The sequence below is a fragment of the Imperialibacter roseus genome (assembly GCF_032999765.1).
GTDB lineage: Bacteria > Bacteroidota > Bacteroidia > Cytophagales > Cyclobacteriaceae > Imperialibacter > Imperialibacter roseus.
Genome location: NZ_CP136051.1, coordinates 3,614,445 through 3,635,752, shown reverse-complemented (window position 1 = coordinate 3,635,752; position 21,308 = coordinate 3,614,445). Strand labels below are relative to the sequence as shown.

The following is a 21,308-nucleotide window of genomic DNA, read 5'->3' as shown; positions in this document are numbered from 1 at the left end:
TAATTATCGAACACAATCGATGAGTAGACGAGCTTCTCGCAATGACGGCAAGTGATGTTTAGTTTATTGATGACGGTTATCTGGTAATTGCCTGAATGAAGCTTATTTGCTATTTGCAGCTTGAGCTTTGGAGTTTTCTCTTTGGTGCTCATTTGTCTTTTGCTGCTTGAGTTTTGGAATTTCCTCGTTGTTGCTTATTTGATCTTTGTTTTTTGAACATTGGAATTTTCCCTTTGGTATTCCGACGGCGTCATCCCATAGTGTTTCTTGAACACCGCATTAAAGGTAGCCTTGGAATTGAAGCCTGCATTGGAGGCAATGCCCAGCAGCGTGAGGTTTTGGTCTTCCTGGCTATCAAGCTTGTTGGTAAATTCTTTCAGCCGGTACTCATTCACAAAGTCGTAGAAGTTTTTGCCAAACACCAGGTTGATAGCTTCCGACACGTACTGCTTGTTCGACTTTAACTTTGCCGCCACGTCGGGCAGCGCAAGGCCGGCCGTTCGGTAGAGCCTTTCCTCTTCCATCAGCTTTTTGATGCCCTCAGCCAGCTGCCGTTGCTGTTCTGTAACCGGCCTGGCAGCCTCCTGGGTCGACGGAACTTCCGACACTTCGGCAAAGCCTCCTTCTTCAGTTTCCGACTGAAAAATAGCCGGCTGCCGGATGAGCTTATAGGCCGACCAGTAGATCAGGAAAATGACACCCAGAAAATGATAGGGGTAAATGCTTCCAACCACGGGGAGGTTATACTTTCTGGCATAAAACACTGCCATACCTACGCACACAATGGCAAGATTGATCCAAAGAAAATTGCCCAGCCACAGGAGTCTGGTTTCCTCAGAGGCAGCATAGTTCAGGATCTTTTTTCTGTAAAGATTATAAAACCAAAGTGAGGCAGAGAAAAACGTGACATGGAGCACGTTGACCAGCTGGTTGATCAGCCCAAAGTCGTCTTTCACCGAAAGGGCGAAGTCCGCAATATAGGCCTGCTTCTCGCTTGCCGACAGGAGATAGAAAGGCATGTGATAGGCAGCCAGTAGCACAAAGGGGACAAAGTAAAGCCATTCCACAAGCGAGGACTTTAGCGAATACCTGGTGATTCGCCGCACGAATATGAGAATGATGGGGCCGTAAAGTGATGGCACCAACCAGGTGACGTGCAAAAGGTGCGGGAATTGCATGAAGAACTCCTGCCTGTCGTTGGTGACAAGAAACAAGTGGATGGCCAGAAGCAACAGTAGAATACCAAACAGCCGGGAACCTCTGATGGCAGAATGAAAAAATAGGTAAGTGGCCAGGAGAATAGCCTGGATGCAGCCTGCAAAAAGTAAAATTTGAAGCAGCCCTATATTCATTGTTCAAGAGTGAACCGCAAATATAGCAGCGGGAAACAAAACACGTAAGGAAGGAAAAATTCAGGAAACTTGTGATGAGATAGAGAAGCTGTGAAGCAGCGAGCTTTCGCTTAGCCTCTGCAGGTGAGCAGCCAGTGGTTACCAAACTTATCCGTGAGTCCTCCAAACCAGGCGCCCCAAAAAGTTTTTCCGATGGGGTGAGTGGCTTGGCCTTTATGGGACAGTTTCTTAAAGTAGTGCTGAAGCTCCTTTTTGCTGTTGCAGTCTATCAGAATAGATACGGCATTTCCACGACTCAGGCCGTCTTCACCCACCATGTCGGTGGCCATCAGCACCAGGTTATCTTTCGAGAGCGTGGCCTGCAGGATGAATTCTCCCATAGGTTGTGGGAACTCAGCAGAAGCGGATGATGCTGCCACAGTTTCAAGCTGAAGTTCCCCACCCAGGCAGTCACGGTAGAAGGTCATCGCCTCCCTGCAGTTTCCGTTGAAGGTCAAATATGTAATCAAATGGGCCATTTATAAGCATTTGTCAGCCATACAAAAGTAGCTTTGGGAGCATCGCTTGCCGGGGTGTGAAAACGGCAGTTTGGAGGGTTGATTGCGTCATAGGGAATTCCTACTTTTATCAGGTCAAATTTCATCCCAATGAAGAGTATTTCAATCCTTGTTCCTAACTCGGCAGTGATGGAAGCGGTGGCCGATCCCCGCTACATGTTCACCGCCGCCAACCAGTTTTTACAGGCTGTTGGCAAAGCGCCACTTTTTGAAGTGCAACTGGTGGGCGCTACAAAGGACGTGAAGCTGCACGATGGCGCTTTCTCTGTCCATACCGACAAGCTGATGAAGGATGTTGAAAAAACGGATCTGATTGTGATCCCTGCTTTGTTTGGTGACATGAAACAGGCTGTGGAAGTCAACAAAGAAGCTATTCCGTGGCTGGTGGATAAATACAATGAGGGCACAGAAATAGCCTCGCTTTGTGTGGGGGCATTCCTGCTGGCATCCACCGGCTTGCTGGAAGGCAAACGATGCTCTACCCACTGGGCATTTGCCAACGAGTTTCGGGAGACGTTTCCCGATGTGGAGCTGGTAGATGGAAGCATTATTACCGAGGAGCACCGGCTCTATTCGAGTGGTGGCGCCAATTCCTATTGGAACCTGCTGCTCTACCTGCTGGAGAAATACACAGATCGGGACACAGCCATTCTGGCGGCCAAGTACTTTGCCATCGATATCGACAGGGAGAGTCAGTCGGCCTTTATGATGTTCAATGGGCAGAAGGATCACAACGACCCGGAAGTGAAGAAGGCCCAGGATTTTATCGAGGACAATTCAGCTGAGCGCATCAGCGTCGATCAGCTTGTAGATATGTTTGCCGTCAGCCGCCGGAGCTTTGAGCGGAGGTTCAAGAAGGCTACCAACAACACCATTGTGGAGTACATACAACGGGTGAAAGTAGAGGCCGCCAAACGCAGCTTTGAAAAGAGCCGCAAAAACATCAACGAAGTCATGTATGACGTGGGGTATACTGACACCAAGGCGTTTCGTACAGTGTTCAAGCGAATTACAGGGCTTACGCCCATTGAGTACAGGAACAAGTATTATAAGGAGCCGGTGTTGGTTTAGCCCACCTACGCTAAAAGCTTCGGCGGGCAAGGAAGTCGGAAGACCGGAGACGGAAGATGACCAGGCGTCGGTACGTGCCGGGCAGTGTGGAGGCAACCATCAGCCGCCGGGTAGGGAAGTGAGGCGGGAGTTTGAAGACCGGAGACCGAAGAACCCTTAGTGTCTTTGTGTCTTCGTGGCCACATTGAAGAGCGAAGCGACCGCCTACGCCAAAAGCTTCGGCGGGCAAGGGAATCAGGCGTCGGTACGGCCAGCAGGTCCTGGCGATGGAGCCGTCAGCCGCCGGGTAGGGAAGTGAGACGGGAGTTTGAAGACCGGAGGCCGAAGAATCCTTAGCGTCTTTGTGCCTTCGTGGCCATATTTCAAAAAATGCAAACCGTCCGACGGAGTTACTTCACGCCAACCTTGTACACGGTGGCGTATAGCCTGGCACCTATTGAATGCACAATAGCATGTTGGCTTAGCTCCCGCACAAGCAAGCCAAAAGGATCCGAAGCTGTATATCTCTCAGAAAAATAATTGTAGAAGCTTCCTGCCGACAACAGCAAATGAGCCAGGTTCTCAGCACTGACACCCAACTGGTAGTCGCTGACAAACGAGTCAGTTTCTCTAAGCCCATTCATTTCAAGGCCCGAAAAGCTAGCCCGGTGATTATAGCCCACAGACTCCTCTGGCAAGTGAAACCCAAATGGCAGCCGTTGAAAAAGCACCTCAAAGTCGTAGGCAATGACTATGGCGTTGGGCAGGCACACCCTCACCACCTCATTGAGAATCCCTTGCGACCTGGCGTAAAACAATGACCCCGCAAAAGTGACCAGGTCGAAACTGCTATCAGCGAAGGGCAAATTAATACCGTCAAAATGCACGTAGGTTACTTTCGAATGCCCGATAGCCTGTGCCAGCATCTCCTTGCTTGGCTCAGCACCCGTTATCTTTTCGCAGAAATCGGCCAGTGCGATACACGACTGTCCGGTGCCGCTACCGATGTCAAGTCCGTTGTCATAAACTGTCCCAGGCCTCAGGCACTTTGTAAGGATCACTTGATGCAAGGGTGGGCGGTAGGCGTTGTAGTGATGAGCGATGACGGCGTCATAGTCTTCAGTCATCACATTTTTGTGTTGAGGTTCAAAATTGCGGCCCTCGCCTTTTCTATAAATGCCGGGCTATTATCGATATGAACTAAGAGGTTATCACAGCTTTTTGTGAAGCCGTATAACTTTTCTATCGTTTGGGTCTTTTTGAATGACAGCATCACATTGGCGGTTTCGAGACCTTTCAACAAAGCTAATTGTTCCATTCCTGGTAGGGCTGTTTCCATACTTCCGGTATGCAATGCCACCCGGTCAACATCCTCCCACGGGATGGTAATGTCTCCAAACAGCCCATATTTCAGGTGCAACGCCTCGGCAGTCATCGTCGAAGGCCGAAAAATCATGGCCTTGATGTGCCCAAAAAGCTGAAACCCAGTGTAAATGCTAGTGGCAGACAGTATCCAGGCAAATGTGGTACTCCAGTGGGCGAGTAAAGTGTGTAAGACAAAGGTTTCGGCAACCAGGATAAAGATGATTGCTCCCAGCAATGCGATCGCTCCGTTATCCTTGTAGCTGCTGAACTCATTGTCCCTTGGGACTTCCTTTTTCCAGGGAAAGAGGCTGAAGTAAAACACGGCTATTTCCGTTGACATGGCTCTAGCTAGCAAGGGAATTTCCAATGCCTCCATCGTGCTTTTTTTAAGAGTGAGGTAGAAATCAGGCTCGCTACTAGCGTTTGCTTTAAAAGCGTTGACCGTCTTTCTGACTTTCAGCACAATACCTGTGACAACCAAAAGCTCTACCACCGGTAGCAGGAAGGTTTTCACCAGATTGAGGTGGAAATGTTGATTGTCGGGCAGCAGAAACGAGGCGAGCACAACGCCGACAATAAAAATGGGAACCACAGTAGCCTTTGGAATAGGTCTATTCCAGATCAGCATCAGATAAATGACCGGAGAGGTTAGCGTTAGGTCGTAGATAATGCCAGTAGCGAGTTGTGGGTAGGCAACCAGCAATGGACTTACTGCCAGGCCAACGGAAATGAAAATGACCGCCAGGGGAGCCCCATAAATCAGCAAGCGTATTTTTGGTAGCCGGAGAGTTTCCATATTTGCAATTTACTTACTTTTTGATTGACTAGCCTTCGCATTTTATTGCTCCGATAGTTCTTCCCAAATCTCCCGGTCATTTATTTGTCAGCACATGCGCTAACTTTCTCTGTGGAGTTGGGTTTGGTTTGAAAAGGTGGTTTTCAATGCCAGGAAGTAGCTGAAGGGAACGAGAGGATATTTAAAGTAAAACTTGCTAGATTCGCATTGCAAGTTCCTGGCATTATCATTTAACTCATGCAATCAACCAAAGAAAAGCTCCACAGGATCATTTTTGGTGTAGATACACCCGCAGGCAAGGGTTTCGACATAGCACTCCTCATCCTCATCGTGGCCAGCATTACCATACTTATGCTGGAAAGTGTCAGGGAGATCAATCAGGAATGGGCGGCTCTTTTTTACAAACTTGATTGGATTATCACTGGTCTGTTTACCGTCGAGTACGGACTTAGGCTATGGACATCAGAAAAGAAGACTCAATATGTCTTCAGCTTTTTTGGCATTATCGATCTGCTCTCCATTTTGCCTACTTACCTGAGCATCTTTTTTATTGGTAGCCATGCGCTGGCTATCATTAGGGTGTTGAGGCTGTTGCGGGTATTTCGGGTGCTTAAGCTGGTGCAGTTTATGGGTGAGGCCAGCAAGCTTGGTGAAGCAGTGAAATCAAGCTCCAGGAAGATTGTCGTTTTTCTTTTCTTTGTTGTTATCGTCAGCGTTTTTGTTGGTACTTTGATGTACATCATTGAAGGACGGGAGCACGGGTTTACGAGCATTCCCCGGAGTATCTACTGGGCCATTGTGACGCTCTCCACCGTCGGCTATGGTGACATCGCTCCTCAAACGACCTTAGGACAGTTTCTGGCTACCATTTTGATGGTGACTGGCTATGGCCTGATAGCTGTCCCCACCGGACTGGTTACCGTGGAGCTTGCCAAAGGAAGCACCAATGCCCTGAATCCTTCCGGAGATACAAGCAGGCAATGCCGGCAATGTGGCAATGCTGATCACATGAAAAAAGCGAAGTATTGTTGCGAATGCGGAGAGGCGCTCCAGTAGAAATTATTAGCTACACAAGCAGTTCTCCGTTCCTGTCGGTAGTCAGCACCTCGCTCATATAGTCGAGCCAGGGCCTGATGGTTTTGAAGGTCTGGCTCACGCTTTTATGGAAACCGCTGGCAAGGACTTCGTCGTCGGTGAAGCTATGCCGGAAAACAAATGATTTATGCCGAAGCAAATCAATGCCCGGGTGGTCGACTGTGTAGCCTCTCGGTGCTGTGGCCACTGTATTTCCCTGCATGTCGCCATAGGTGCTTTTTATAACTTTTGACCGCAGAATCTTGTGCCAGTCCTCGTAGTTGTCTTCTATGTCAAAGCGGATGCGTCTCAGGTCGTCAGGATTGGGGTTGAAAAATCCGCAGGCCAGGAAGTTGCTACCCGGTTTGAGGTTAAGGTAATAGCCGCCCCGCCGCTCTATGGTGGCCCGCCGGAACGACATGGCAAAGCGGGCATTGTAGGGCGACTTGTCTTTACTGAACCGCACGTCATTGTAGATCCGAAACAGCGCTTTCTTTCCTGACGGCGTTTCTATCAGGTCATGCTTGTTCATTTCAGCCAGCAGCGCATCGGCAAAGCCCACCATATTGTCAAGTGATGCCTGATACCAGTCTTTGTGCAGGGCAAACCAGTCCCGGTTGTTATTGGCAGCGAGGTCGGTGAGAAACTGGAAGGTAGATGGTTGGATGGTTGATTGACTCATAATGATTTAAAAAAGAACAAAACAGGTAGGTGCGGAGAATAGTTCTTGCTTGTTCTAGTCTGGTGCTCCGGCTTCGCCAGGTGGTTTATTTCACGCCAAGACGCTAAGGCGCAAAGAATCTCCACACCAGCCTTTGCGAGCTTTGCGCCTTAGCGTGACACCCATTTTGGCGAAGCCAAAAAGAGTCAGTTCTTGCGTGCCGCCTACCTTTCCAGCACCACCGTTTTCCCCTCCTTCGCCGACCGGATGGCTGCATCCAGTATTTCTACCACCACCATGTTGTTTTCCAGTGACGAAAGCCTGCCCTGCACGGTTTCGTTGAGCTTGGTTTCGCCTCTGATGACGGCGGTAAGAAAATCGAACGGATCGTTGAAAGGTGTTTTCATGGGCTCCAGCGTCATGGGCTGCTCTGGCTCCGACTGCTTGACCCGAAGGCTCATGCGGGTGCCGTCTACTGTCTTGATATAAGCGTTGGTGCCGTACACCTCCATGTCTTTGCGCCCAAACGTCCAGTTCCACGACGCCTGAATGACGCCCTGGGTGCCGGGGTACTTCACCAATATGGTAGCCTCGTCATCTACTTTGGGGTAGATGTCAGGTTTGTTGGTTTGGGTAATAGCTGTGACCGACAGCGGCCTTTCGTTGCTCATCAGGTGGGTGAGGAGATTGGCGCCGTAGCAGCCAAAGTCGATCAGTGCTCCAGCCCCGTTCAGTTTAGGGTCAGTGAGCCAGTCGAGGAATTCTTTGCCAACACCAATTTCCTTAGGTCCCTCGTGCCCGTCGTTCACCATTACTTTGCGAAGGGTGCCCAGGTCGCCCGCTGCCGCTTTGGTGAGGGTTTCCTGCGTGGTGGCGTACCAGGTGGTTTCGTAGTTGGTCACCAGAAAAATCTTGTGTTTGTCGGCCAGCGCCTTCATCCGCCTGGCATGGTCGTAGCTCATGGCCAGCGGCTTTTCCACCATCACGTGGATGCCCTTGGGGGCGCACTTCTCCACCACTTCCATGTGGCCGTAAATGTCGTTGAAGGCAGTAACGGCTTCGGGCTTGGTTTTGGCCAGCATTTCATCCAGGGTGGGGTACACCAGCGACATGGAGAAGCCATATTGTTTTGACAACTTTTCTGCCAGGGCTTTATTGGACTCGGCAATGCCCACGATTTCCACGTCGCCAGCTTTGGCCTTATTAAGCACCCAACCTACATGGCCGTGGATAAGACCGGCCACGCCAATTTTGAGAGGTTTTTTGGCTGGTTGGGCGACAGCAGCCAGGGTGACTACTGTGAAAATTGATGCGAGTATGTATTTCATGGGCTGGATGTTTAAGTTTCCAGCAAAATAGGAAGTTTTGGGGATAAATTACCCCAAAATCTGCTCCGCATGCTCCTTCGACTTCACGTCGTCAATCACCCGCTCAATGATGCCATTTTCGTCGATAATAAAAGTGGTGCGTAGCACGCCCATGTAGGAACGTCCAAAAGTGGTTTTTTCTGCCCACAGACCATAGCTTTCAATGATTTTGTTGTCGGTGTCAGCCAGCAGCGTGAAGGGCAGGCTGAATTTCTTGATGAAGTTGGTGTGCTTCTTGGCCGAGTCGGGGCTTACGCCCAGCACCTCGTAGCCTTTGGTTTTCAGGGTATTGTAGTTGTCCCTGAGGTTGCAGGCTTCGACCGTGCAGGTAGGCGTATTGTCCTGCGGGTAGAAGTAGAGCACTACCTTCTTGCCCTGGAAGTCGGAGAGTTTTACTGTTTTTCCGTTTTGGTCACTTACCTCGAAGTCTGGAGCTTTGTCGCCTGCTTTTAATGCCATTGGTTGTCAGAGTTTTGTTTTGTACACAGTTTCATTACCGGCGTTGTCGGTCACTACCACAACAAACTCTCCGTCGAAAGGTTTGCTTGCATCGAGTTTTTCTGTCCACAATAGTTTTTTCTTGTATTCGTAGTTCAGCAACACCCATTCGCCATCAATGGTGCCTTTCCAGCTTTTGATGCCCGACAGGTCATCCTCAATGATCAGGCGGCACTCACTTTTGTTGATCACTGCCGGCTTGATGGTAGGGGGCACAGAGTCGGTGGCGACGGTCCAGGTGCCCAGCGAGGTGGTGAGAAAGCTGATGCCGTCTTTGTCCCAGGCACCGCCCACGTAGCCAAGGTTGCCTTTGGCGCTGTAGGAGTACACCGCCGACTTTTCTTTATCGTAAAGCTGCATTGGCTTGAGCGTCACCTTTGCCGAGCGGCGAAGCGGATCCAGCACATTGTCGATAGCAAACACTTCTCTGCCGTTTTCTATTTTCTTGTCCTTTACTGCCAGGTAGAGTGTATCAAACAGACTGTACCGGTTAAAGGCCACGTCCATGTCTTTGTCAAAAAAGCTGTAGTCGTGATGTGGAGATACCATGGCCTTAAAGTCATATTTTTGCATCGTGCCACACAAATCGACGGAGTCTGGGAGGCCATTTCTCAAATCCCAGAGGTAGAAGTCGTTGGCACCCACGTGGTAGACCGGCGGTAGTTCATACGCCTGTCCTGCAGAGTACAAAAGAACGTTCTGGCGGGCCACACCATTGGGGTTCGTCAGCTCCATTACATTGCCGGTTATTTCATAACCCTCCCGCCGCAGCTTGCCAAGACTTTTGATGGTGGCATTGCTTCGCTTCCCTTTGTCGCTGAGCGTTGTCTTAAAATACGAGTAGTTATTGTAGCTGTCCCAGGTGCGTATTTCAAGTCTGTGATCGCTGGAGTCTTTGATTTTCAGCATGCCTTGCCAGTCCTTTGCTTCGTACACCTTCAACCAGTTACCGTCGTCTACCCACAGTTTGGTGAACTTTTGCCCGCTGGTTAAATACTCGCCGTAGTTCATGTGCACAGCCACATTGCGCATTTCATCAAAGCTCAGTTTGGTAATGCTTTGGCTGAACATCTTCTGGTCATCGAGCATCACCTCAATGCACGGGATGCCGTTTTTGCTCCAGGTGCCGTCGAAGCGGTCGTAGGCATAGATTTCCACGCCAATGGTTCCTTCAAATGTCAGTGGCGTGTGCATGACAAAACTGTCCCCTTCTTTGGTTACATCAAATTCGAACCGACCAAACTGCCCATTGATTCTCGACTTGATATCCATGGTAGTAAAGGCCACCTTTCTAATCAAAGGAGGTGCTTCATCAATGAGCTCTTTGAAGTGAAAGCGCATGGGGTCAAGAATCTTCTGCTCTTGGTCCCGTATTTCAAAATGGAGATGGGGCCCCGAACTGCCGCCGGTATTGCCTGAGGCGGCAAACACTTCGCCTTTCTTGTAGCTGAATTGGTTGCGTGCCGGAAAAAGCTCTACGTCGAAGCTTTCTTTGGCATACTGCTGTGCCCGCACCCATTCGGCTAGGGGCTTGCTAAACGACTTCAGGTGGCCATATACCGTGGTCAGCCCGTTGGGGTGAGTAAGGTACAGGGCATTGCCGTAGCCGCCAGTGCTGATCTTCACACGGCTGATATAGCCATCGGCTGGGGCATACACTGGCAAGCCTTCTATGCCACTGGTGCGTATGTCAATCCCTGCGTGAAAATGGGTGCCCCTGATTTCACCCATCGTGCCAGCCAGGTAGTTGCGATCTCCAGGCCTGATAGGGAACATCAGGTAGGCAGTGTCATATCCGTATTGGGCTATGGCCGTGTTTGCTGTTAGTAAAAGTAGAAGTGCTAGTTTATTTAACTTCAAAATCGAGTAGTACGTCACTTTCCAGGTATCCTTTCAGGTGATCTCCTATTTTGACAGGCCCAACTCCTTTCGGCGTTCCTGTGAAAATAATATCTCCTTTTTTAAGTGTAATGAATTTTGAAATGTAGGCTATAATGGCTTCTATAGAGTTGATCATCAGACCGGTATTCCCAATCTGAACTGGTTGACCATTGAGTTCCAGCTTGAAATTAATGTTTTTCATATCCGCAAACTTTTCCTTTGGAACAAATTTGGAAATCGGAGCTGACCCATTGAATCCCTTGGCAAGCGCCCATGGTAACCCTTTGGCTTTGGCTTTCTGCTGCAAATCCCGTGCCGTGAAGTCGATGCCCAGGCCTATGGCATCATAGTAAGTAGAGGCAAATTTCTCCTCAACACTTTTTCCTTCCTTGCAAATTCTGATAATGATCTCCAGCTCGTGGTGAATCTCCTTTGTGTAGTCAGGAAAATAGAACGGCTTGTTGTTCAGCAACAGCGCAGTGTCAGGTTTGGTGAAAATAACCGGCTCATCGGGGGTCTCGTTGTTGAGTTCTTTGATGTGCTCTACGTAGTTGCGACCGATACAAAGGATTTTCATAGTAGTGATGTTTGGTGCCAAAATATCTGATAGTCAGCGATTCCGCAACCTATCTTTGATCTGCGTGACTATTATTTGAGCAAAGGGCTATAATTTTCGAAAATTCCATTCGTTTTCATTCAGATTCCGTTAAAGCTAAAAGTAACTCACCTAACACGCACACAGTAGGTATGTAAGCCATCGGCACGTGCGAAGAAATCATTCCCATAGTATTATTTTTGTCCAATGAAGTTGTCGGAGTATTTCAAAACAGACTGGTTTTTGCAGTCTCGAAGGACTGGAAAATCTACTTTGGCAAGAAGCTTGTTAACTTTCACAATAAATTAGAAACAAATGAAGAGGATAATAGCATTGTTAGGCATTGGTGCCACGTTGATTGTTTATAGCTGCTCAACGGTGGCGATTACAGGTAGGAAGCAGCTTGCGCTGGTGCCTGATTCAGAACTCAACTCCATGAGTTTTACACAGTACGACCAGGTGCTCAGCGAGTCCAAATTGTCCACCAACACGGCCCAGGTTAATCAGGTGAAATCGGTCGGCAAGAAGATTCAGAAGGCTGTTGAGTCGTACATGTCGACGCACGGACTGAGCGATCAACTGAAAGGGTACAAGTGGGAGTTTAACCTGATTCAAGACGACGAAACGGTGAACGCCTGGTGCATGCCCGGCGGCAAGGTGGCTTTCTACACGGCCATTATGCCTATTTGCAAAACTGATGAAGGTGTAGCCGTGGTGATGGGACACGAAATTGCTCACGCCATTGCACGTCACGGTAATGAACGGATGACGCAGGGCTTGATTCAGCAGTTTGGTGGTTTGGCGCTGTCTTATGCGGTGAAAGACAAACCGGCGGAAGCGCAGCAGCTGTTTATGACAGCCTATGGTGCAGGCACTACTGTTGGGGCTATGCTGCCTTTCTCTCGTCTTCAGGAGTCTGAGGCTGACAGGATGGGCCTTATTTTTATGGCCATGGCAGGCTACGACCCCAATGAAGCACCTGCTTTCTGGGAAAGAATGGCTGCCAACAGTGGTGGCGGGGCTCCTCCGGAGTTTTTATCTACCCACCCTTCGCACAGCACTCGTATTGCCGACTTGAAGGCGGCGATACCCGAGGCGATGAAGTATTATAAGAAGTAGAAAATATTAAAGCGAGTCTTGCGCCACATTAAAGAGGTTACTATCTGCGGTACTGCAGATAGTAACCTCTTTAATTACTCATGCCTCAGCAATTACTCATAGCGAAGCGCATCCACCGGATTAGTCCGTGCAGCCCTGATCGAGTGGAAGCCGACCGTTACGATAGCGATCACCAGGGCCAGCAGCATGGCTGCCAGCGGCACCAGCACACTGATGTCGACATGAAAGGCAAAGTCGGTCAGCCACTGATCCATCAGGTACCAGGCAAGGGGAGAGCCGATGACCGCCGCTATAATGACCAATAGAGCAAAGTCTTTCACAGTGAGTGTGATAATTGAAGAAGTGGAGGCGCCAAGCACCTTCCGTACGCCAATCTCCTTGGTGCGCTGCTGAATGGCGAAAGCAGCCAGGCCAAATAACCCCAGACAAGAAATGAATATCGACAGCCAGGCGAAGCCTTGAAACAGCTGGCCGGTGCGCTCTTCATTTTCATAGAATTCCGCCCAGTCTACGTCGAGGAAGCGATATTCGAACGGGTAGGCCGGGGCGTAAGTAGTATAAATGCTGTTAAGGGCATCAATGGCAGCTGTGTACTGTTGTGGCTTGGCCCGCACGATGATATAGCTGCACCAGTCCTTTTCGAACATCATGAACATAGGCCTGATGACAGAGTGAGACGAGCTGTAGTTGTAGTCCTTCACCACCCCAATGATGTGCCCTTTTCTTTCTCCCCAAACGGTGATGGGCTGATCTACAGCTTCCAAAGGCTCAAAGCCCATTTTGCGAGCTGCCGATTCATTGATAATGATGTTTGCCGTGTCGGTGGCCATGGTTTTGTCAAAGGTCCGCCCACCAACCAGGGTGAGTCCCATGGTTTCGATGTAAGAACCGTCGATGGCAAAGTTGCTGAACAGAATGCGCTCTTGTGGATCTTTGCCAGGCCAGTCGAGCCCCCAGGTGGAGTTGCCAATTGAAAGGGGTGAAAAGCTGCTTTCACTAACCGACAGAATGGACGGGTCTTGTAGAAGTTGATCTTGTATCAGGTCATATTTTTCTGCCATGTTCTCCTGCATTTCCATGTAAATGATCCCTTCCTTGTTGAAGCCGGTGTCCTGATTTTGAACATACCAAAGTTGCTGATACACTACCACGGTGCAGAAGATCATGATGATAGAGAGCACAAACTGCGTGGTGACCAGCACCTTCCTGAACCTCACAGCGGCCTTACCACTCTTCAGTTGGCCTTTTAGAACTTTTGCTGGTTCAAAACGGGCGATGTAAAACGCTGGGTAGCTACCGCCCACAAAGCCGGTGAAAAGGATCGTGCCAACAAAGAGCAAGACGGTTTGCATGCTGAAATCCAACACGAGGCTCTTGTCAGAAATTTCATTGAAAACGGGCATTAGCAGCAGTACCAACGCCATGGCAAGCATGCCGCCCAAAATCGAAAACACAACAGACTCGGTAAGGAATTGGTAAATCAGGTGTTTCCTGAAAGCACCAACTACCTTTCGCAACGCTACTTCTTTGCTTCGCTTTACCGCCAGGGCAGTAGACAGGTTCATAAAGTTGATGCAGGCAATGAGCAAAAGAAAAACGGCAATGATGGCAAAAATTTTCACGTAGCGGATGCGGCCGCCGTCCTGCACGCCATTTTCAAAGCTGCCATACAAGTGCATTTTCGTGGCGGGGTACAGAAACAGTTCGATGGAGTTGTTCTCATTTTTCTCATCGAGCAGCCTGTTTATTTTGGCAGAATAAGCTTCCCAGTCCTGCCCGCTTTGTAGCTGCACAAACGTGGAGACGTTGTTGTTGCCCCATTGGTCGAGCCATTGTTTGTTCTCATCCATGAACTTGTCAAAGTTGAGCAGGTAGGCAAACCCACCAAAGTCGCTGTTTTTTGGCCAGTCTTCCACCACGCCGGTCACTTGTAGGTTATCCTTATTGTTAAAGCGGAAAGTTTGACCAGTGGCAGGCTCATTTCCGAAGTACTTTTTGGCCATTGTTTCGGTGAGAACTACCGAGTTTTTATCTCTGAATGCTGTGGCAGCCGAGCCTTCGATGAACTTGAAGGTAAACATCTCCAGGAAGTCGGCATCCACATAGCGCCCTGATTCGTAGTAGGACGCTTCCTCGATATTGAAGAGGTTTTCGGTAGGCCAGGTAAGCCTGGAGGCATATTTAACCTCCGGGTAGGTGGCTTTGAGATAGGGAGACAGTGGGCCCGGCGTGGAAGACGTGGTGCCAATTCTGTCTGAATAGTGTTGGTTTTCCATCACCCGAAAAATGGAGTTGAGGTTTTCGTGCGAGCTGTTGTAAGTAAGCTCATCGTTGACCCACATCAGGATAAGGATGCTGGAGGCGATACCCAAAGAGAGACCGAAAATATTGATGGTGCTATAGATTTTGTTGCGCTTGATGGTTCTCAGCGCTACCAGGAAGTAGTTTTTGAGCATGGCCTTGAGGTTCTTTTAGCCTAGAGTACCTCGCTGGAGGTGAAAGGTTGCAGAAAAGACGTGGATTTTTCTCGTTTATGAGAAGACTACAAAACAACTTTTTTTGCTGTTGAGATGAGATGGACTCTTTTCTCCCATTCATCGTTGTGATGATCTGGCATGTAGTGGCAGTCGCATTTGGTGAGGTAGTGTATGCACTAAGGGTAGTTTCGAAGGCAAAGTATTTTATGAGAGGAGATATTTTATTAAATTGAATTCTACCACAATTCAACTCCATGACAAGGAAGTTATCACTTTGTATTGTTTCTGCTCTTGGTATTTTATGTTTTTCTTGTGAAAAAGAATCTGAAGGGTTGTCCTTGCTTACTATAATGGTAGAGGAAAATGCGATAAATGAAGGGCAGGAACAGTGGGTGTATATTTCAGAACCTTCAGGAAAAGTGTTGGATAGTCACAAATGCAAAAATGGTGAAGTGTTTGAACTGAAGGGGCCCGTAACCCTTGAAGCGATTGATGTGACGGTTTTCATACCTGGTTCAAGTGGCTCGGGAGTCGCTTCAGCAGTTACCTATCTTGGGATTAACCCTGGTCTAACCCTAACAATTGCAGCCCAGGATGAATATGAAGCACCGGAGGTTATCGGTACTGCCACCATTGAAATAGTTAACTATCATGAGTCAATGCCTCCCGATGAGTCAATTAAGTTTTCTCCTGGTACTTCAGGGTCGCCGCTTAACGACCGCTCTGTTACTGAATCAGGGCTTTTGGCCACTATTAATATGTATAAAGACCCACAAGAGCTACTGATGACGGGATTTAGAGGTGGCCAGAGAGTTTATTTGAAGGTGGCGGCGATGTTACCGAATGAAAATCTTGTGATTGATTTTGATTCATTTCAGGAGTATGATCAAATAATAGAGATTCCTGCTGAGTTTCACGAGGATGGCAGAACGATCGGGTACTTTAATGACGGGAGAGGTTATCTCCTGAGTGATGCCTACGATTCATTTTTGTACAGTACCGAAACTTCGCTGGGCTACATACAAGGGTATGATTCCTACTCTACCAAGTTCAATGAATTTTATGGCCCTTCCCATATCACCTACCATAAGCATGGGGAACCTGCGCTCGATGTGGAATTTCCATCATTTACCCTTTCTATAGTTGACCGGACGACTAAGGGATTCAGTTTCGACGCCTCTTTCGATTACACCTATAAGAGTGCTCAATGGCTCTACTCTTCTGCCGACGGACAAGCTGGCATGTCCTGGACTGTTTATGGCGATGCAGGAGCTAACGTTAGAATACCAGTTGTTGCCAATATTGTCTACGAGAAAGAATCTGGATTGGAGATTGACGATTTTTCCATCTATGAACTCAGCTGCACAAAGAGGCTTGACGGTCGAACTTACGTCGATTTTCTCGCCGAAGCACTTGATCGTCAAGGATTCGGTAAGTATGAATACTTGGTTTTTTCGACCCATTAGTTCTTTCCGGGGATAGAGTGGATCGTCGTCCATTTTTTTGTGTGGTCTTCAGAAAGTCTTCATAAATTGCCTACTGCAATCCTTATTTATTTTTCGTGGTATGAAGGAAGTTCAGATTGAAGTCGCTGGAGTCATCAAGCACTTCAAAGATGTGAAAGCTGTCAACGGCATAGACCTCACCATTTACAAGGGGGAATTTGTGGCCTTGCTTGGCCCAAATGGTGCTGGAAAAACAACCCTGGTTGAGATGATCGAAGGCATTCAAAAGCCCGACTCGGGAGAAATCAAACTCAAGGGTATGACCTGGGCCGAAAATGCCAGGAAATTGCATCAAATCATTGGGCTTTCCCTTCAGGAAACCCGCTTTATCGAGAAACTTCGGGTACGAGAAACACTTGAGCTTTTTGCCAGCTTTTACGGCTTGGGCAGCGAAAGAGTAGAGAGGGTGCTTGAACTAGTGAATCTGACTGAAAAGCAGAAGGCTTTCACAGACAAACTCTCGGGAGGCCAACGGCAGAGAATGGCATTGGGCATCTCGCTATTAAATGAACCGGAGATTTTACTCCTGGATGAACCCACCACTGGCCTTGATCCGAATGCCAGAAGAGAACTTTGGGACATCCTTTTGAACCTCAGAAAAAGAAAGGGCACTACGCTGATCCTCACCACGCACTACATGGAGGAAGCAGCCTATTTGTGCGATAGAATTGTGATCATGGACCAGGGGAGTATATTGGCTGAAGGCACTTTGAAGCAGCTGCTCTCAAAGCACGTGAAAGGGGAAATTATTGACTTTAGCATTGACAGGCCGCTGGAAAAAGAAGCGTTGCCGGGACAGCAGGCCATTTTAAACTACACTTTTGAGAAGGAAACGCTCAGTGGCGAGCTTTTGGTTACCGACATAGTGGAGTTCTTGCCAGACTTTCTGCTTTACGTGCAAAAAGAGAAGATCAGAATCGATTCGCTGGAATGCCGGAAATTGACACTCGACGATTTATTCACTTCGATGACTGGCCGCCATATTAATCAATAAAGAGATGAAGCATCCGATTATACTTTTGATACTGACCAACTTCAGAGAATTTCTTCGGCAGCCGGGAGCTGTGTTTTGGGCTGTCTTTTTCCCAGTGTTGATGGCAGGCGGACTTGGTCTCGCATTCACTCAAAAAGGAGAACGGAATCAAAAGATCGCCTTTGTTGGGAATGAGGAAACCGAAGAAAAGAGCTGGACGAAGAAAGTGGGCAACGAAACCACGGGCTTTACCAATTATGAGTTCCTGAATGTAGGGTTTGATGAAGGGTTGGTGCTACTAAAAAGAGGAACAGTTGATCTGATCGTGAAGAAGGAAGGGGACAAGTATCAGTATCATTTTGATCCACTGAACCCCGAAGCGCAGTTGGCCTACATCAATCTCACCGCAGTGCTCAACGGAAACGAAACACTGTCAAGTGGAGAGGATGTGGTGCCTTTAAAGGAAATAGGAAGCAGGTACATCGACTTTCTGGTGCCCGGACTAATGGCCATGGGTGTGATGATGTCGTGCATGTGGGGGATCAGTTATGGACTGATTGAGAAAAGATCCAAGATGCTGCTACGCAGAATGGTGGCTACTCCGATGCGAAAGACACACTTTATGGCGGCGCTGTTGATTGCACGCACCATGATGAGCGCCATAGAAGCTGCGCTTCTTATAGGCTTCTCATGGTTGTTTTTTGATATACACCTTGAGGGGAGCTTTTCAGCACTTGTCGTTTTGTTTCTGTCGGGCACCATCGCCTTTGCTGGTATAGCTATTCTTACGGCTTCAAGAACAAACAACACCTATGTCGGTAATGGCATTTTGAATGCTGTAGTAATGCCAATGATGATTCTATCCGGTATCTTTTTTAGCTACCACGGCTTTCCTGAATGGGCAGTGAGCATTATCAGGCTGTTTCCGCTGACCATTTTTGCCGACACAGCCCGGGCCATCTTTATTGAAGGGGCTGGGTGGAGCCAGATCGTGTTGCCTGTCGGAGTGCTCGCAGGGCTTGGGCTGGTGTGCATGTCAGTCGGCATGAAAGTGTTCAAGTGGTATTAGGTAGCCCGACTTCTTAAGTCAGGCTACCTCCATTGGGGGGGGCTGGGGTATCAATCTCCAACCTTGTCCAAAGTCATTTCAAAAAACTGAAACCATGATGTGCCCATATTGATCTCCCCCTTCTCATACCACTGGCCCTTGCCGTTAATGGAGATAATGTATCTCATATTTTCAGCGGGGTACCAGTAAAATTCCTCTCCGATTAATTCGCCTTTGAACTCACCCTTTTGTCCTGTGGAAAGGTAGGAGTAAAAGGAGTAGTTGTTATCACTCTTGTTGAATGTAATAATTGCCATGGCATTGTGAACGTTTTTTCCGTCGGAAGAACCTTTTCCTTCAATCAGTATGGCTGTACTGTCGAGTTTGAATTTGATGTCTTCCACCTGATCAAACTCCCGCCTGACCCTGTCTTGTCCGTACATCCATCCTTTCCCTTCCCAGCGTCCGGTGATGAAGCCAAGCTTCGTAACCTCGGCTTTAGCTAAAGCATCAGTTTCAGGCGCCTGCGCCCAACCTATGACGGGAACGAGTAATATGACGAGTATTAAATGAGTGATAGTTTGCATGGTTATAAATAAGTTTATTTTATAAACTAAATTGATAAAAAAAATTATGGTAGATACTTTTTCAGGGCAAGAACATAGGCTTCAAATGCCTTAATACCTGTTGTGGTAATCTTGCAAGTTGTTAATGGTCTTTTGCCTTTGAACGACTTGGAGATGCTGATGTATCCGGCCTGATCCAACTTGTCGAGCTGCACACTGAGGTTGCCGGCAGTTGCCTGTGTTTTTTCCTTGATGAAGGTAAATTCGGCGTCCTCCAGGCTTATCAGCAGCGACATCACCGCCAAACGCAATTGCGAATGCAATAGGGGATCTAATGGCTCAAAATTATCCACGTTCGGCTCTTTTAAGTAAGTATCCGGGGATCAGGTAACCTAAAATGATGGCGCTGCCTGCCACGATGTACTGCTGAATTTCAGGCAAATTAAACGAAATTAATGCCGCTAGCCATAACACAAAGCTTCCAAGTAAAATTGGTGTGAATCTTAACAAGCTACCCGTGATGAACATCCCCATTCCTGCGATGAGGAGAATCACAGCATTGTGGTTAAAGTTGATCTTGTGCATCATTGACAAGCAGATGACAATGCTAACGCCCGCTGCTATCCATACTTTGGCATACACGCTGTCTATATGGCCAGTAGCTCCACGTTGCCTCATCTTCGTGCCTATGACCGCCGAGGTAACGGCCGCTGGAATGGTAATGAGCCAAATTATGTAGGGGGATGGAATACCCGCCATAGCCAAAAAGTAATGTCCAAAATTGGCAAGGGCAATAGTCCAGCCCCACAGAAGTATTTGCTTACTTCCTCCTTTCGCTACATTCCTTTTCGCCTGTTTGATCATCTCGGTGATCAAATCCAGGCTTTCCTGATGTGTGAGTTCTTCTTTCATATAAGTGGTTTTCTATGCTTATACGAATGTATAATAAATTAGTTTATATTATAAACTAATTTATTAAAAAAATATTGAATTACTCGCATAGCGTTAGTATGGTATCTTGATTTTTGGCTCGCTGGCCTCGTTGGAGAACAGGCGGAGGTGAGCGCTAATTATTGGTTGGAGACAACATTTTGCCAGCAAAAAGGATCACGTTGCTGTGCTTTTCTCTGATAAAAAAAGCAAAAGGCCGGTCGACTCGAAAGATTCTCGGGTGAGGGGTGGAGTTTGACGACAATTCCACCATTTCAACGATGGTGGCTGCCGCTGCTTCCGAGCCTTTTTCATTTACCTCTATGAATGATTGATGCAGCACACGGCTGATAACCAGAGCCAGTTTCTCATCAAACAGATTGGAAAAGTCGGCCTTGTCGGAAAAAGCGATACCCATGCCCATGTCGGAGAGTGTCTCTTTAAGCTCCTCTTTGAATTGTAGTTTAAACCTGGGCAGGTAGAGCTCTGCTGTGATGGTGTCTGCCTTGTCGAGGTAGTCGGCAAACGTTGCGCCGTCAAATGTTTCAATTATTTGGTTGATACTTCTGCTTCCGGCCTGCATAAAAATGGTCATGCTGTACTGTCCATTGCCGTAAGGGATATCTACCATGGTGAAATCTTCACCGTAGCGATAGTTAATCCTGGCTCCTTTCGAAAACATCATGTCGACCTCGGTTTCACCGGTAGGTGCGTAGAATGTTGCCTTCGTAGTTTTTGAGTCATCGAACTTATACTGCCAGTCGGCTTTGAAATAAATGGCATTGATGAGGTACATCACGGCGTCGTCCGGGATGCGATCCAGCATATCCCGAATCTTGCCGTTGGTTTTGTCTTCAATCCAACCGTTGATGTCGCCTACTGTGGTCGGTGCTCTGAAATCGGCAGATTTTACTTCGGCGTTGTAATAGTTGAGCAAAATCTCCTTAAAAGCACTCTTGATGGTGTATTCCTTTGTATACCAGTTGCTGTTGGCTATTTCGAGAGCCACTTTTTTGTCTACATCGAGCAGAAAATCCTGCAAGCCTTTGTAAGCCTCGTTCATGTCATCATCGGCCACGTCAGCATTGCCAATCACTTGCTTGATGGCTGATTTTGTGTCGCCTTCCGCACCGTTGGCAGTCATAGAAAGAGCAGCGCTGATGCTAAAAGGGGAGATGAAGATATTGGCGCTCTGATGTTGCTTGTTGATTTGGTAAAAAACATCGAACGAAAAATTGTTCGATGCCGATGCCACTTGTTCTTCCGGCACCGACAGCGTTCGAAGGTTAGGAATATTGCTAACGGGTTCTTCGGTTGAACAGCCGCTGATGAAAGTGGTAACAAACAGGCTCACCCAGGTAAGCCTGTTGATATTGGCCAGTAGGTGTTTCATAACAAGGGGATTAAGCTTTGGACTATAAGACCCCTCCCCGGGAATAATGGTTGGTGATGTAGAATTGAAGAGAAAAAAAATTGGTGCAGGCAGAACCGTAT

General features: G+C 48.0%; 20 protein-coding genes. 6 read left to right on the top strand and 14 right to left on the bottom strand.

The window, feature by feature from the left end; translation table 11 throughout:
* Window positions 1-194: 194 nt before the first annotated feature.
* Together RT717_RS15160 and RT717_RS15155 are read right to left on the bottom strand one after the other, a co-directional pair.
* The gene (locus RT717_RS15160) at window positions 195-1,352 is read right to left on the bottom strand and encodes a helix-turn-helix domain-containing protein (protein ID WP_317487228.1); all 1,158 of its coding nucleotides are present in this window, start codon (window positions 1,350-1,352) and stop codon (window positions 195-197) included.
* Between the two features lie 110 nt (window positions 1,353-1,462).
* Window positions 1,463-1,870, bottom strand: a complete 408-nt coding sequence (locus RT717_RS15155; protein ID WP_317487227.1) for a VOC family protein — start codon at window positions 1,868-1,870, stop codon at window positions 1,463-1,465.
* Between the two features lie 129 nt (window positions 1,871-1,999).
* Between RT717_RS15155 and RT717_RS15150 the strand changes: the two genes are divergently transcribed.
* Window positions 2,000-2,980, top strand: a complete 981-nt coding sequence (locus RT717_RS15150; protein ID WP_317487226.1) for a GlxA family transcriptional regulator — start codon at window positions 2,000-2,002, stop codon at window positions 2,978-2,980.
* A gap of 389 nt (window positions 2,981-3,369) precedes the next feature.
* On the opposite strand, the gene RT717_RS15145 is transcribed toward RT717_RS15150, so the two are convergent.
* Both RT717_RS15145 and RT717_RS15140 read right to left on the bottom strand, forming a co-directional pair.
* Window positions 3,370-4,086 (bottom strand): class I SAM-dependent methyltransferase, encoded by a 717-nt coding sequence (locus RT717_RS15145; protein WP_317487225.1) that lies wholly within the window; start codon window positions 4,084-4,086, stop codon window positions 3,370-3,372.
* A complete protein-coding gene (locus RT717_RS15140) occupies window positions 4,086-5,120 on the bottom strand; it encodes a hypothetical protein (protein ID WP_317487224.1) in 1,035 nt (344 codons plus the stop codon). The genes RT717_RS15145 and RT717_RS15140 overlap by 1 nt, the downstream gene beginning before the upstream one ends.
* Window positions 5,121-5,357: 237 nt before the next feature.
* Here RT717_RS15140 and RT717_RS15135 point away from each other — a divergent pair, with 237 nt between their 5' ends.
* Window positions 5,358-6,176, top strand: coding sequence for an ion transporter (locus RT717_RS15135; RefSeq protein WP_317487223.1), 819 nt, complete (start codon window positions 5,358-5,360; stop codon window positions 6,174-6,176).
* Between the two features lie 10 nt (window positions 6,177-6,186).
* Here the strand turns inward: RT717_RS15135 and RT717_RS15130 are convergent, their stop codons facing one another.
* The 5 genes from RT717_RS15130 to RT717_RS15110 all read right to left on the bottom strand — a co-directional run bounded on the left by RT717_RS15130 (window position 6,187) and on the right by RT717_RS15110 (window position 11,178).
* The gene (locus RT717_RS15130) at window positions 6,187-6,876 is read right to left on the bottom strand and encodes a DUF2461 domain-containing protein (RefSeq protein ID WP_317487222.1); all 690 of its coding nucleotides are present in this window, start codon (window positions 6,874-6,876) and stop codon (window positions 6,187-6,189) included.
* A 203-nt stretch (window positions 6,877-7,079) separates the two neighbouring features.
* A complete protein-coding gene (locus RT717_RS15125; protein ID WP_317487221.1) occupies window positions 7,080-8,183 on the bottom strand; it encodes a Gfo/Idh/MocA family protein in 1,104 nt (367 codons plus the stop codon).
* Window positions 8,184-8,231: 48 nt separating this feature from the next.
* On the bottom strand, window positions 8,232-8,681 hold the full coding sequence (gene bcp / locus RT717_RS15120; RefSeq protein WP_317487220.1) for a thioredoxin-dependent thiol peroxidase: 450 nt from the start codon (window positions 8,679-8,681) through the stop codon (window positions 8,232-8,234).
* 6 nt (window positions 8,682-8,687) lie between these two features.
* A complete protein-coding gene (locus RT717_RS15115) occupies window positions 8,688-10,580 on the bottom strand; it encodes a M23 family metallopeptidase (RefSeq protein ID WP_317487219.1) in 1,893 nt (630 codons plus the stop codon).
* The gene (locus tag RT717_RS15110) at window positions 10,567-11,178 is read right to left on the bottom strand and encodes a fumarylacetoacetate hydrolase family protein (protein WP_317487218.1); all 612 of its coding nucleotides are present in this window, start codon (window positions 11,176-11,178) and stop codon (window positions 10,567-10,569) included. Before RT717_RS15110 ends, RT717_RS15115 begins: the two co-directional genes overlap by 14 nt.
* A gap of 333 nt (window positions 11,179-11,511) precedes the next feature.
* Between RT717_RS15110 and RT717_RS15105 the strand changes: the two genes are divergently transcribed.
* Window positions 11,512-12,315 carry a M48 family metallopeptidase gene (locus RT717_RS15105; protein ID WP_317487217.1) on the top strand — a complete coding sequence of 268 codons (804 nt, stop codon included), beginning with the start codon at window positions 11,512-11,514 and terminating at the stop codon, window positions 12,313-12,315.
* A gap of 92 nt (window positions 12,316-12,407) precedes the next feature.
* Here RT717_RS15105 and RT717_RS15100 read toward each other — a convergent pair whose 3' ends face one another.
* The gene (locus RT717_RS15100) at window positions 12,408-14,771 is read right to left on the bottom strand and encodes an ABC transporter permease (protein ID WP_317487216.1); all 2,364 of its coding nucleotides are present in this window, start codon (window positions 14,769-14,771) and stop codon (window positions 12,408-12,410) included.
* A 275-nt stretch (window positions 14,772-15,046) separates the two neighbouring features.
* On the opposite strand from RT717_RS15100, the gene RT717_RS15095 reads away from it, so the two are divergent.
* The 3 genes from RT717_RS15095 (at window position 15,047) to RT717_RS15085 (ending at window position 18,339) form a co-directional block, all read left to right on the top strand.
* Window positions 15,047-16,258: a hypothetical protein gene (locus tag RT717_RS15095; RefSeq protein ID WP_317487215.1), complete on the top strand. Its 1,212-nt coding sequence runs from the start codon at window positions 15,047-15,049 to the stop codon at window positions 16,256-16,258.
* A gap of 100 nt (window positions 16,259-16,358) precedes the next feature.
* Complete coding sequence (locus tag RT717_RS15090; protein WP_317487214.1) at window positions 16,359-17,291, top strand: ABC transporter ATP-binding protein; 933 nt, start codon at window positions 16,359-16,361, stop codon at window positions 17,289-17,291.
* 4 nt (window positions 17,292-17,295) lie between these two features.
* Window positions 17,296-18,339 (top strand): ABC transporter permease, encoded by a 1,044-nt coding sequence (locus tag RT717_RS15085; protein ID WP_317487213.1) that lies wholly within the window; start codon window positions 17,296-17,298, stop codon window positions 18,337-18,339.
* 50 nt (window positions 18,340-18,389) lie between these two features.
* On the opposite strand, the gene RT717_RS15080 is transcribed toward RT717_RS15085, so the two are convergent.
* The 4 genes from RT717_RS15080 to RT717_RS15065 all read right to left on the bottom strand — a co-directional run bounded on the left by RT717_RS15080 (window position 18,390) and on the right by RT717_RS15065 (window position 21,207).
* The gene (locus RT717_RS15080) at window positions 18,390-18,905 is read right to left on the bottom strand and encodes a hypothetical protein (RefSeq protein ID WP_317487212.1); all 516 of its coding nucleotides are present in this window, start codon (window positions 18,903-18,905) and stop codon (window positions 18,390-18,392) included.
* A 44-nt stretch (window positions 18,906-18,949) separates the two neighbouring features.
* Complete coding sequence (locus RT717_RS15075; RefSeq protein WP_317487211.1) at window positions 18,950-19,237, bottom strand: winged helix-turn-helix domain-containing protein; 288 nt, start codon at window positions 19,235-19,237, stop codon at window positions 18,950-18,952.
* On the bottom strand, window positions 19,230-19,796 hold the full coding sequence (locus tag RT717_RS15070) for a hypothetical protein (protein ID WP_317487210.1): 567 nt from the start codon (window positions 19,794-19,796) through the stop codon (window positions 19,230-19,232). Before RT717_RS15070 ends, RT717_RS15075 begins: the two co-directional genes overlap by 8 nt.
* Before the next feature lie 154 nt (window positions 19,797-19,950).
* A complete protein-coding gene (locus tag RT717_RS15065; protein WP_317487209.1) occupies window positions 19,951-21,207 on the bottom strand; it encodes a serpin family protein in 1,257 nt (418 codons plus the stop codon).
* Between the last annotated feature and the right edge of the window lie 101 nt (window positions 21,208-21,308).